This window comes from Corynebacterium sp. HMSC035E02 (assembly GCF_001836065.1).
Lineage (GTDB): Bacteria > Actinomycetota > Actinomycetes > Mycobacteriales > Mycobacteriaceae > Corynebacterium > Corynebacterium hiratae.
Genome location: NZ_KV827350.1, coordinates 45240 through 57795, shown reverse-complemented (window position 1 = coordinate 57795; position 12556 = coordinate 45240). Strand labels below are relative to the sequence as shown.

The 12556-nt window shown below is 62.6% G+C and carries 11 protein-coding genes and 1 pseudogene; 8 read left to right on the top strand and 4 right to left on the bottom strand.

Translation table 11 applies throughout. The features are described 5' to 3' along the window. Positions 1 to 178 precede the first annotated feature (178 nt). Positions 179 to 1360, bottom strand: a complete 1182-nt coding sequence (locus tag HMPREF2635_RS08205) for an acyl-CoA dehydrogenase family protein (RefSeq protein WP_070517815.1) — start codon at positions 1358 to 1360, stop codon at positions 179 to 181. An 87-nt stretch (positions 1361 to 1447) separates the two neighbouring features. Here HMPREF2635_RS08205 and HMPREF2635_RS08200 point away from each other — a divergent pair, with 87 nt between their 5' ends. The 4 genes and pseudogenes from HMPREF2635_RS08200 (at position 1448) to HMPREF2635_RS08185 (ending at position 4315) form a co-directional block, all read left to right on the top strand. Next, on the top strand, positions 1448 to 1858 hold the full coding sequence (locus HMPREF2635_RS08200; RefSeq protein ID WP_070517814.1) for an acyl-CoA thioesterase: 411 nt from the start codon (positions 1448 to 1450) through the stop codon (positions 1856 to 1858). Positions 1859 to 1876: 18 nt separating this feature from the next. Continuing rightward, positions 1877 to 2893 (top strand): annotated as a pseudogene (locus tag HMPREF2635_RS08195) (NAD(P)H-dependent flavin oxidoreductase); the annotation flags it as partial. Between the two features lie 3 nt (positions 2894 to 2896). Beyond that, positions 2897 to 3697, top strand: coding sequence for an enoyl-CoA hydratase-related protein (locus tag HMPREF2635_RS08190; RefSeq protein WP_049155992.1), 801 nt, complete (start codon positions 2897 to 2899; stop codon positions 3695 to 3697). Positions 3698 to 3928: 231 nt separating this feature from the next. Further along, entirely contained in the window at positions 3929 to 4315 is a 387-nt protein-coding gene (locus tag HMPREF2635_RS08185) for an MmcQ/YjbR family DNA-binding protein (RefSeq protein ID WP_210401598.1), read from the top strand. 341 nt (positions 4316 to 4656) lie between these two features. On the opposite strand, the gene HMPREF2635_RS08180 is transcribed toward HMPREF2635_RS08185, so the two are convergent. Continuing rightward, entirely contained in the window at positions 4657 to 5337 is a 681-nt protein-coding gene (locus HMPREF2635_RS08180; RefSeq protein WP_070821567.1) for a hypothetical protein, read from the bottom strand. Between the two features lie 325 nt (positions 5338 to 5662). On the opposite strand from HMPREF2635_RS08180, the gene HMPREF2635_RS08175 reads away from it, so the two are divergent. Then, a complete protein-coding gene (locus HMPREF2635_RS08175; RefSeq protein WP_070821566.1) occupies positions 5663 to 6109 on the top strand; it encodes a MarR family winged helix-turn-helix transcriptional regulator in 447 nt (148 codons plus the stop codon). A gap of 46 nt (positions 6110 to 6155) precedes the next feature. Here HMPREF2635_RS08175 and HMPREF2635_RS08170 read toward each other — a convergent pair whose 3' ends face one another. After that, a complete protein-coding gene (locus HMPREF2635_RS08170; RefSeq protein WP_070821565.1) occupies positions 6156 to 7391 on the bottom strand; it encodes a M20 family metallo-hydrolase in 1236 nt (411 codons plus the stop codon). 9 nt (positions 7392 to 7400) lie between these two features. Beyond that, positions 7401 to 8993 carry an amidohydrolase gene (locus tag HMPREF2635_RS08165; protein ID WP_070821564.1) on the bottom strand — a complete coding sequence of 531 codons (1593 nt, stop codon included), beginning with the start codon at positions 8991 to 8993 and terminating at the stop codon, positions 7401 to 7403. A 131-nt stretch (positions 8994 to 9124) separates the two neighbouring features. Between HMPREF2635_RS08165 and HMPREF2635_RS08160 the strand changes: the two genes are divergently transcribed. From HMPREF2635_RS08160 to HMPREF2635_RS08150, 3 genes are all read left to right on the top strand, one after another. Beyond that, complete coding sequence (locus tag HMPREF2635_RS08160; protein WP_070821563.1) at positions 9125 to 10264, top strand: PucR family transcriptional regulator; 1140 nt, start codon at positions 9125 to 9127, stop codon at positions 10262 to 10264. Between the two features lie 138 nt (positions 10265 to 10402). Beyond that, entirely contained in the window at positions 10403 to 11755 is a 1353-nt protein-coding gene (locus tag HMPREF2635_RS08155) for an MFS transporter (RefSeq protein ID WP_070821562.1), read from the top strand. Between the two features lie 65 nt (positions 11756 to 11820). After that, positions 11821 to 12429 (top strand): cation efflux transmembrane domain-containing protein, encoded by a 609-nt coding sequence (locus tag HMPREF2635_RS08150; RefSeq protein ID WP_070821561.1) that lies wholly within the window; start codon positions 11821 to 11823, stop codon positions 12427 to 12429. Positions 12430 to 12556: the final 127 nt, after the last annotated feature.

The following is a 12556-nucleotide window of genomic DNA, read 5'->3' as shown; positions in this document are numbered from 1 at the left end:
CTCTTTAGATGGTCCCTTTACTCTGGTCTCTTAGCAGAGTGAAGGGACCATCTTTCTCTGGTTTTCAGCACACAGATGGTCCCTCATCCCAGATGAGGGACCAAAGTAGAGGGACCAAACGAATAAGACCATCTGCGCAGTGGAGCCCGTATGGCCTCACCGGTACGACGCCACGCGGTTAGCTAAACGCCTGCTCCCCCGTCAGCACCCGCCCCAGAATCAGCGTGTGGATCTCATCGGTGCCCTCGTAGGTGCGCACTGATTCCAGATTGGCGGCGTGGCGCAGCGGTGAGTAGTCCGCGGTGATACCGTTGCCGCCCAGGATGGTGCGGGCCTGGCGGCAAATGTCGATCGCAGTGCGGCAGTTGGCTAGCTTGCCCACCGAGATTTGGTGGGGCTCCAGCGTGCCCGCATCCTTGGCGCGGCCCAGGTTGAGCGCCAGCAGCTGCCCCTTGTTCAGCTCCACCGCCATATCCACCAGCTTCTGCTGGGTGAGCTGGAAGGACGCCAGCGAGCGGTCGAACTGCTTGCGCTCCTTCGCGTAGGCCAGCGCCGCCTCCAAAGAATCACGGGCCGCGCCCAAAGCGCCGAAGCTAATGCCGAAGCGAGCCTCGTTCAAACACATAAACGGCCCCTTGAGTCCCGGATGCTTGGGCAGCAGAGCGTCAGCGGGCAAAGTAACGCCTTCCAGTTCAATATCGCACTGAATGGACGCCCGCATGGACAGCTTGCGGGTAATCGGCGTCGCCCTAAACCCCGGCGTGGACGTCGGCACGATGAACCCGCGCACACCCGCCTCCGCCCCGGCAGCCGCCGCGTCCTCCTCAGAAACCTTGGCCCAGATGATGGCCACCCCGGCCACACTCGCCAGGCCAATCCAGCGCTTCGCACCGTCCAGCACCCATTCACCGGAGCAGTAGCGCGCCACCGTCACCATGCTTGCCGGGTCCGAACCGGCGGTCGGCTCTGTCAAGCCGAAGCAGCCAATGACCTCACCGGCTGCCATCTTGGGCAGCCACTCCTGTTTCTGTTCCTCCGAGCCGTGCTTATAAATCGCCGACATCGCCAGCGAGCCCTGTACTGACACCACCGTACGGATACCGGAGTCTCCTGCTTCCAGCTCCTGCATGGCCAGCCCGTATTCCACCGCGGAACGCCCGGCGCAGCCATAGCCTTCCAGATGCATCCCGAACAGGCCAGCCTCCGCCAGCACCGGGAAGATGGACTCCGGCAGCACCGCGTCCTCATACCACTGCCCCACGTGCAGGCGGATGTGCTCATCCACCAGTGCGGCGACGCGGTCACGGGTAGCTTTTTCTTCTTCGCTCAGCAGAGCATCGATCCCCAGAAGATCTGTCATGGCATTCTCCTCACGATTCGAGCAACGAACCACAATTCGTATGTATAGTAATACGCATCACTCTACCCGCTCGCCCCAGGAGGAACAATGCGCGCGCCCGCCAACGCCATCCCGATAACCCTTGCCTTGCGGTGGTCCGACCAGGACGCGAACGCCCACGTCAATAACGCCACGATGGTCACGCTTTTAGAGGAAGCGCGCGTCCGTGCGGCCGCCAAACTGAGCGGCCCAATTGCCACCAATTCCTATGCTCACGTGGTGCGATCCCTCGAAGTCCAGTATGACGCCGAGCTCACCTACACCGATTCCATCGAGGCGCGGGTGTGGATCTCGCGCATCGGAACCACCTCCTACCAGGTTTCCCACGAACTCATCCAGGACGGCGCCTCATGCGTGTTCGCGACGGCGACGCTGGTGCTTATCGACGTCTCCGCGCGCCGCCCCATCGCCCTGCCCGATGACCTCAGGGGCCGCCTGCAAGCCCATTTTTCCGAATAGCCATTCACCTTTTCATTCACCCTCCTCCCCCATAATTTCGCACCACCAAGGAGCACAACACTCATGATTTCCACCCGCGTTACCGAGATGCTCGGCATCACTCACCCCATCATCCAAGGCGGCATGCAATGGGTCGGCCGCGCCGAACTCGCCGCCGCGGTATCCAACGCCGGCGGCCTCGGCGTCGTTACCGCGCTTACGCAGCCCACCCCGGAAGACTTGCGCCACGAGATTCGCCGCACGCGCGAGCTGACCGATAAGCCCTTCGGCGTCAACCTCACCATGCTCCCGGCAATTACCCCACCGCCCTATGCGGAATACCGCGACGTCATCATTGAGGAAGGCGTGAAGATTGCAGAAACCGCTGGAAATAATCCCAAGGACCACATGCCGGCTTTCAAGGATGCCGGCATCACTGTCATCCACAAGTGCACCTCCGTGCGGCATGCGCTGAGCGCACAGAAGGTTGGCGTTGACATCGTGAGCATCGACGGCTTTGAGTGCGCCGGCCACCCCGGCGAAGATGACATTCCGGGACTCGTGCTCATTCCCGCCGCCGCGGACCAGCTGGACATCCCCATCGTGGCCTCAGGCGGCTTCGCGGATGGCCGCGGGCTCGCTGCCGCCCTGGCACTGGGCGCCGAGGGCATCAACATGGGAACCCGCTTCGTGGCTTCCACGGAAGCCCCAGTGCACGAGAACGTCAAGCAGACCATCGTGGAGCGCAGCGAGCTGGATACCCAGCTCATCCTCCGCGAGCTGCGCAATTCCACCCGCGTGGCCAGGAACGCTGTAAGCGATGAGGTTGCCGAGCGCCTTGCCCAGGGCGCCGAGTTTGGGGATATCCGCCACCTCGTTGCAGGCAAGCGCGGCCGTGCAGTCTACGAAACCGGTGATTTGGATGCAGGCGTGTGGACCTGCGGAACGTCGCAGGGTCTAATCCACGATGTGGCACCCTGTTCCGAAATCGTCTCCCGCATCTCCGCTGAGGCCGAGCGCATCATTTCCTCCCTCACCGAGCTTGTTAAGGACTAAACCATGACCGATGCCATCCTCACCCGCCGCGAAGGCTCCGTCCTCGTCGCACGCATCAATAACTCCGCGCGCCGCAACGCCATTGCCAAGGACCATTGCCTGGCTCTCTCTGCCGCGCTTGCCGACGCCTCCTCTGACCCCGCCATCCGCGCCCTCATCATCACCGGCGATGAAACCGCCTTCTGTGCCGGAGCGGATCTCGTCGCCGCCGCGCAAGAGGCAGCCACCGCGCAAGCTGCGGGCGAGACTCCCGACCCGGCCGAGTCCACCATGCTTCCCCAGCTCAACGCACTGGTGGCTGAGATTCAGGCCGCCGAGATTCCCGTCATCGCCGCGGTCGAAGGTGCGGCCGCTGGCGCGGGTGCTTCGCTGGCTTTTGCCTGCGATCTCATCGTGGCCGGCGAGGACTCCTACTTCACGCTGCCCTTCGGCAAGATTGGCCTTATCCCTGACGGCGGCGTGAGCCTCACCGCACTCGCCTCCGTGGGGCGCCACCGCGCGCTCGCCCTGGCACTGCTACAAGACAAGCTCGGCGTCGCCGAGGCCGAGGCTGCAGGTCTCGTAACCACACGCGCACCCCAAGGCCACGCACTGGCCACTGCACTGGAGGTAGCAGAACGCCTGCACATCGCACCGCGCGATGCCCTGGCCAAAGCCAAGGAGGCCATCAACCGCACGGCTCTGGGGCAGCTCGATGAACAGCTCACCTGGGAAGAGCCGACGCAGTACGCGCAGATGGCCTCAGCTGGCCACAAGGAGGGCGTCACGGCATTTCTGGAGAAGCGCACCGCGCGCTTTGATTAGCAAACAATCGACTAGCAGAAAACTGCCAGGCGGAGTTCATGGCGATGCCAGCACAGGCCGCCATACTCTGTGTTGTGCGTTTGAGAGAGCGCATGCGAGAGAGAGAACCCCTCATCCTCCGGAGGGCGGCCAGTGGCCGATAATCGGAGGAACTTGATAGAGACGCCGTTGGGCCCCTCCCCGAGGAATCGCGGGAGGGGCCCAACGGTGTTTTCACCTAGCCTGGTTCACATGAATTCCTCTCCACTGGATCTCCATGCCTGCGCTAGCGCCCGCGCCGCCGAACTCCCCGGCGCCACGTTGACGCACCCTTTCGGCCCTGACTGGGACGTGTTCAAGGTGCGCGACAAGGTCTTCCTCCTCCTCACCGCGGTAACTGGCCGCCAGCAGGCCATCCTCAAAGCCGAGCCCCTGGACGCCGAAGCGCTGCGCAGCGAGCACGCCTTCATCACACCCGGCTACCACATGAACAAGCGGCACTGGGTGTCCGTACACCCAGATCCCCACCTCACCCCGCAGCTTCTTACCGAACTTGTGACGGACTCCTACCGCCTTGTGGTGGAAAAGCTCCCCCGCTCACAACGCCCCATTAATCCCTCCGATTTTGGCTCTCCATAACCCCGATTATTAGCCCCGGGGGGCAACTCCCCGCACAGACTCCATTGCGTCTTGGTGGCGATAACCAGCGGAATTCAACCAGCACAGCAGACTCACAGCTCACCTCTGCTTTTAGGCGTGTCTAAGCTTCACATTGTCTGCCGATCAGTTGCATACTGTATGTCGTGCGTTGGAGAGAACGCACACAGAGAGAGATAGAGAGACTTCAGCGCCCTGTGGCCCTCAGTGTGAGCGGCCCGGGCGCTGAAGTTCTTATTACAGGAAACCGCGCCGGTTTAACCCAAGACAAAAGCCCCTGCCTCAACGAGGCAGGGGCAAAAAGAACCTAGAAGCTACTTAGCCTAGAAAGGCAGCTTGATGTTGAGGTTCAGGGCCTTCGCGATAGCCGGGAAGGCAGCAGCAACGGCAGCGAGAACGCCGGCAACGATGCCGAAGATAGCCAGCGGAGTCGGCTTGCCATCCTTGGAGGACAGTACACCCTCAGCGGAGCTCTTCTTGTCGCCTGGTTCCGCGGTCTTGGTCGGAGTCGGCTCTGCAGACTCAGACTCAGACGAGGTTGCGGAGGTAGGAGTCTCCTCAGAAGCCTTGGAGGACGAGGTCGCGCTCGAGCTCGTGGGAGATTCCTTCGGCTCGGAGGTCTTAGAGGTCTCGCTTCCCGCCGGGTCAGTGGCCTTGGTAGTGGTGGTCGTGTCCGACGCGGAAGCCTCGGCGCTCGTCGTCTCAGAGGTGGAGGACTCGGAGTCAGACTCCTTTGCAGCATCACGCTTGTCACGGAGATCCTTTACCTGCAAAGCAGTGAGCTGCTTGCCATCTGCAGACTCGTAGTACACCTCCGTTTCGCCATTGCTGCCAGTCTTCGTCTTCTTGATGTAGGTCACGCCATCAGCCTCGATGGTTGCCGGCATCGGAATGCCTTCCATGCTGTCTGCTGCGTCCGGAATCTGGGCGATTGCAACGGTGGTGCCGCCGAGGAGGAGGGTACCGGACAGAGCTACTGCAGCAAGGGAACGGGAAATCTTCATGGATTCTCCTTAGGAGTCATACAAAATGTAGGGAGCCAAAGATTGACTGCACGTTAACAATAGTCACATTTGCGTCTCGTGTCACCAGTTTTTAAACTCACCCCCGCGGACGGGCAAAGAATACAGCCGCCTCTTGCATTCCGAACCCGATAAAAGTCCTTTTCATCTGCTATTTACCGCCGCTTCCGCTGGATGGATCAAACACTTTCGACTAGCGGCATAAATTTCCTTTATATTACCCCCGCCTAACACCAATAAGGTGGCTAAAAGTGTGTTCTTGGAACTCGGTTGCAGATTCCCTCCCCGAACTTTTACGCTTGATTACGTGACAGATATTGATCTAATCGCTGAGACCATCGCGGAGTACCGTCGCTTCGAACGCGCCCGGGCCAGGTTCGACACAGAAGCGCGCCGCGAGTACGGAATCACCGGTTCCCATCTTTCGCTTCTGCGGCTCATCGATAAGAAGGGCCCCATCCCGATCCTTCAGCTGCGCAAGGAACTGGGCTGGCAACCCGCCACCATCGGGCAGGCCGTCAAGCGCTTAGTGCGTGATGATCTCATTGCGCTCAACGACGATCCGGAGGACCTGCGCCGCCGTTTGTGCGACATCACCGAAGAAGGCCGTCGCTTCCTGCTCCACGTCCCGCTTACCGGCCCAGTGCGCTTACGCACCTACGAGTTCAGCGAGGAAGAGCTCACCGCGATGAAGCGCGGATTCGAGGTTGCGCTACAGGCCTTTGGCTACGAGCCGTGGAGCGATAACGACTAGGATCTACAGCAACTAGCGCGTCTTGCGCGGCGGCGCGCAGGGGCACCTAGCCCTCCCCGCACCCGGATTCCACGAGGCGCTGCGCCACGTGCGTCAGCACGTCCAGACCCGCCACGCAGTCCTCCGCCGTGGTGAACTCCTTTTCGTTGTGTGAGATGCCGTCGACGGACGGGATGAAGAGCATGACCGTCGGCACCACCTCCTTGAGGTTGGTCGAGTCATGGCCGGCCACCGTATAGATCTCCTGGTGCGAGTAGCCCAGTTCCTCTACCACCTCCCGGGCCAGCGCGACGCCGGCGGCCGGGTAGGGGTTGAGAGCCCACTCATGCGTCGGGGATAGCTCGACTGAGGTGCGGGACTCCTCCTCTGCTGCGGCGATGATCTCCTGCAGGCGTGCTTGGGCCTTGTCCAGCACCTCCGTAGACGGCGAGCGCACATCCACGTTGAAGCGCACCTCGCGCGCGATGGTCACCGGCGAGTTTGGCTCCAGCGTCAGCTGCGAGACCGAGGCCTGCAGTTGGCCTTCTTCGAATTCGTGGGTGAGGCGCTCCACGGAAGAGATGATGAGGGAGGCACCAAAAAGTGCGTCCTTCCTATCGGCCATCAGAGTAGAGCCGGTATGGCCCTGTTCACCGGAAACAATCGCCTGGAATTTCTTCGCGCCCCACGTGGCAGTGACCAGACCAATCGTGTTGCCGGCGGCTTCAAGCTCCTTGCCTTGCTCGACGTGGATCTCCGCATAGGCCGCGAGCTTCGGAGCTTCACCGCGCGGGGCCCAGCCGGCTTCCTCCTGGGCCTGTGCGACGGTGACGCCGGCGAGGTCGGTAGCGGAGTGGGCGTCGTCAAGCGCCAGCGTCCCTACGAACACGGAGCTGCCCATCATGGAAGGCGCAAAGCGCGAGCCCTCCTCGTTGAACCAGTTGATAACCGCCAGGTTATAGCGCGCCTTGACCCCTGGCTGCGCCACGCGCCCGGCGGCATGAGCTGCTGCCAGCACGCCATAAGCACCGTCGAAACGGCCGGCCAAGGGCTGCGAATCCAGGTGCGAGCCCAGGCCCACGTACTCGGCGCCGGGGGCGAGCTCGAAGAGACCGTACTGGTTGCCAATCTCGTCGTAGATGACGCGCGCCCCGAGGGATTCCAGGACCTCGTGGAACCAGGCGCGGTTGAGGTTATCGCCGGCACTCGCCGCTTGGCGTTCCACGCCGCCCCCCGGAGTGGCGCCGTTGGCGGACATGGCCTGGAAATCGGCCAGGAATTGTTCGTTAGTGGTTGCTCGCATTTCTACTCCTTAAAAACTTCCGTAGCGCAGCTCGCCGCCCACGATGGTGGCGGCCACGTCGATGGTGGATAGATCGTCAGTATTCAGCGGGTCCTGGGAAAGCAGCACGAAATCCGCCAGCTGCCCCGGCATCACCTGCCCCTTGCGCCCGGCCCAGCCCGTCGCCGCGGCCGAACCTGCGGTGTAGGCGTAGAGGGCCTCGGCTGGGGTCAAACGGTCCTCCGCCCCATAGTCCCGGCCCGAGGCGGTGCGCCGCTCCACGAAGGCCTGCATGACCTCCAGGGGTACCCCGGGCGCCACGGGTTGATCGGAACTGCCGGGGAGGATGAGGGAGGCGTCGAGAAGCCGCTTGCCTGGGTAGCTCCACGCGGTGCGCTCCGGGCCGAGGGCATCCGCCATCGCGTCGCCGAAAGCCCGGATGAACAGCGGCTGCGGAACCACCACGATGGGCTTGCCGCGCAGGCGCTCAATCTGGTCAGGGCGCACCACGCCGCCGTGCTCGATGCGGTGCGGCATCGCTGGCGCGCCGTGCCTGTCGACGGCCTCCTCCAGCGTCTCTATCGCAAAATCCACCGCCGCATCGCCGATGGCGTGGATGGCCAAGGACCAGCCGGAATTAGCCGCCTGCAGCGCACGGGTGCGCATCTGTTCCGGATCGCCCTGGAAGTATCCGTGATGGGAGCAGCAGGCGTAATTCTTCGTGAGTGCGGCGGTGGTACCTAGTAGGGAGCCATCGCTGAAGATCTTGACGGGGCCGATCTGCAGCCACTCATCACCGAAGCCGGTGCGCAGGCCGCCGTCGAGGCCCCAGCCGGGGCCGTCGGAGGCATGTCCGGAAATCTCGTGGAGCACATCCATGGTCACCATCACCTGCATGCGGGTATGCAGGGTGGCGTTTTGATAGGCGGCAATCTCGCGCGGGCTGTGTCCGATCCAGCCGCCGGCCACCCCGGCGTCCGTGACGGAGGTTAGACCGCGCTCTAGGTAACGGCGCGTGGCCAGCTCTAAGGCGCGGGCGATCTCTTCGCCGGATTCCGGCAAGGTCACCTCTTGGATAGCGCGCATGGCGTTTTCATCGAGCAGCCCGGTGCAGTGCCCGTCGGCATCGCGAACGAACTCGCCGCCTTCCACCTCGGGCGGGTCGGCAGGGTCGACGCCCGCCGCGCGCAGTGCCGCGGTGTTAACCGTGTAGGCGTGGCCCGAGTTGTGCTTTATGAGCAGCGGAGCCCCGCCGGTGGCGCGGTCAAGCTGCGCAATCTCCACCGGCGCGTCCAGTCCGGAGGGGCGAAACCCTGCGGCCACTACCCAGCCGTCGGGGTTGGGCTCGGCCTCGTGCAATGCAGAGTAGACATCCTCTGGCGTTGTGGCCTGGGATAGATCCACCTCCAGCAGCGTTTGGCCAAACCACACGGTGTGGGAATGCGCGTCATTAAAGCCAGGAGTCAGCGTGCGCCCACCGGCATCCCACACCTGCTCAGCAGGCAGGGCACGGGCGGCCTCCCCCACCGCGAGGATGCGGCCGTTGGCAAAGGCCACCGCATCCGTGACCGGCCGCGCGGGATCCTGGGTCAGGATGTGGGCGTTGTCGATGCGCGTGATCATGCGTCCTCCTGCTTCTCTGACGAACTGCACGGGGACCGTGCTGTGTTTGTCACCACATGCTAGCCAGATCGGTGAGCCACCTCGCTACCTGCAGGGCAATCCACCATCGCTAAGCGTGTAGCGTTGTGCATATGCACGAAAAACGCTGGCGCGGCATCGTCGCGGAGGTCCACGGCACCATCCCCCGGCTGGTGGAGGATTTCCTCGCCGCTTTCACTCGTTCCGGCCGCTACGGCGACTCCCTAGTGAGCGAAGATGAGCTGCGCCTGACCGCCTTCGAGGTCTTCGCGCGCATCACTGACGTGCTGGTCGGCGCGATGGATGAGGAGGATCTTCGCGCCCATGCGCAAAGCCTGGGCCGCCGGCGCGCGCACCAGGGGGTGGAGTTGGCCACGCTCATCGACGCCATCCAGCTCGACTTCACGGTCCTCTGGGAACACCTCCGCCGTGCCGCCGGCGCCGACCAAGAGATCCTCATCGACCATGTGGCACAGGTGCATTCGGTTGTGACGATGTACAACCTCGTGGTCCGCGATGCTTACCGTTTGGAGGAGGCGCGCGGGCAGCACAACGTGCACCACGCTCACGCCCGGCACCTGGAACGACTCTTCGCTGCCGAGTCCCTGGGCACGCTCGGCATCGCGGAAATCACCCGCGCACTCAACATCGATGCTGACACCCACTTCGACGTCGTGGTGGCCCACCCCACCGCGGCGGTGGAATTGCGCACGCTTCTCGACGCCCCCATCTCCTCCGGCGAAGCCTTTGGCCATGGCGTGCGCGGGATGTTCGTCGCCTTCTGGCCTAGAGACCAAAGGCCCAGCGAACAGACCGCAAAGGACACCGGCGCAGGGCTGACGACGATCTCGGGCATACTTTTCCGCGACGTCATCGGCTTAGCCGGAGTTCGCGCGGCGGCGCAGCAAGCGCCGCGCATCTTCGACTCCACCGGCCCACTGAGCCAGCTGACAGAGGCACCCGATGCACTCTGGGCCGTCGCCGGCGACGCCATCGCAGACTTTCCGGCCAGCGGCATGACAGAGCTGACGCAGACAATGGCCGAGCTACGCCTTAACAACGCGCCGCTGTACCTGACCATCACCACCTACCTGGACTGCGGGTCCATCAAGGACTCCGCCGAAGCTCTGCACTGCCACCGCAACACCGTACTCAACCGCTTGCGACACGTTACTGAGCTCACCGGCCTTGATATCACCCGGCCCAAGGACGCGGCCCGAGTGCTGCTCGCACTGCACCGCGCGACACCTTAAGTCCTGTGCAACCGCACACTTCTGCCGCCCAGTCGATGGGGTGATGCATATAAATGCTGCCAGAACATCCCCCTTCAGGTGACCTACACCTATCGTTTCCAGGAAAGGTAACGCACTTCACACAAGGAGCACCTGGATATGACTACCAATCCACCCCCGGCTGCCCCGGTCCAATCTGACCCCGAGCAAATCAAGGTCGAGTCAAAAGATGTCTTCCGTATCGCCAGTTCCGCGTTCGTTGGCACAGCCCTCGAGTGGTACGACTTCTTCCTCTTCGGCACCGCCGCAGCACTCGTCTTCAACGAACTCTTCTTCTCGGGAATGTCGGGCACCGGCGCCACCCTGGCCTCGCTCGCCACTTTCGGCGTGGGCTTCCTTGCACGTCCACTCGGAGCCGTTATTTTCGGCCAGATTGGCGATAAGATGGGCCGCCGACCAGCACTCATCATCTCCATCGTTGTCATCGGTGTGGCCACCGGAATCATCGGCCTTCTGCCCACCTTTAACAGCATTGGCATCTGGGCACCCATCGCTCTCGTCATCTTGCGCCTGCTTCAAGGAATCGCCGTCGGCGGCGAATGGGGCGGTGCAACGACCATGGCTATCGAACACGCACCGGCTGAAAAGCGCGGCCGCTACGCGGCCTTCGTGCAGATCGGCTCCCCCGCCGGCACACTGCTCTCCTCCGGCGCCTTCGCGCTTGTGCTCATGCTTGACGATGACGCGGTGAGCTCCTGGGGCTGGCGTGTTCCCTTCCTCATCGCTTTCCCCTTCCTTGGAGTAGCACTGTGGATTCGCACAAAGGCTGAAGAATCTCCTGTCTACAAAGCCCTCGAAGAGGAAGCTGAGGCCGACGAGGCTGCGCACCAAGGCTCACTGAAGGAACTTTTCACGCAGCACTTCCCACAACTGTGCCTTGCTTCCGCGGCCGCCTTCCTCGGCATCGGCGGCTTCTTCGTCATGAGCACCTATGTCCTCTCCTACACCACAACCACGCTGGACTTCGAACGCCAGACCGTTGTTAATGCCACCCTCCTTGGCGCCGTATGCCAGATCTTCATCAACATCATCTTCGGCCGCATCGGCGAAAAGATTGGCCCCGGCCGCCTCATCGGATACGGCGGTCTTGCCACTGCCATCATGTCGTGGCCACTGTGGGCAATGATCGATACCGGCAATGCCGTACTACTCACGCTCGCCGTCTGCATCGGGCTTTCCCTGGTCACCATCACCTACTCCGTCTCCGGCGTTCTCCTTTCGGAAGTCTTCCCGGCCAACGTCCGCTATTCCGGTGTAGCAATTTCCGCGAACATCGCGTCTGCAGTGGCAGGCCTGCTCCCCTTCCTCGCTACCGCGTTGAACGCCTCTAACGAGCACCCCAGTTCCACACCAGGAATCATCATCCTGGCTGCCACCGCCCTTATCACCGCTTTCGGCGGCTTCGCTGGCGAGAAGCACCGCCGCGAGGACGACGTCACCATCGTCGACTAATGCACAACCCCTCATAAGAAAAATAGGTTGGGACACGGCACCTCAGCCCACTAAGCTCAGGTGCCGTGTCTCAAGAACTCTCCTCCTCTACCCTGAACGCGCGCGCCCGGCGCATTGTCGCCTGGGTCGCCGCGCTGAACCTCCTCGGATTCTTCGGCGAGTTCATCATCGCCTCCATCATCGGCTCGGCGGCACTGTTTGCTGACGCCGCCGACTTCCTCGAGGACTTTCTCATCAATGCGCTCGTCCTGCTCGCGCTGCGGTGGTCGGCGGAGGGACGTCGCAAAGCAAGCTATGGCCTAGCCGGGCTGATCCTGATTCCGGCGTTGGCGTCCTATGGCATGGCGATATGGAAGATCATCACCGGCGCCGTACCTGAGCCACTTACGTTGTCGGGCACGGCCGTGGCAGCGATGCTCATCAACCTGCTCTGCGCGGTGCTGCTCATACAACTTCGCCACGGCAGCGCGCTTACGCGCGGCGCATGGCTGGCGGCACGCAATGATGTCGCCGCCAATATCCTCATTCTCGGCGCCGGCCTACTCATGCTGGTGTGGGCAAGCCCGTGGCCGGACATCGTGGTGGGCCTCATCATCGGCATCATTAACCTGCGCGCAGCGGCTGAGGTGTTCGAGCAAGCGCGCGCCGAAGATCCGGAAATTGAAGAAGATTAACGCGCCATCCCTAAGAATTTTTTAAGTAAGCCGCGGGCCTGCATGCAATCCCGCGCGCACCTCTGGGGCTAAAAATGGCCTGGCAATAAGCGCTGCACGCAACCTTTTCCTACCCCGTATGGGGTCA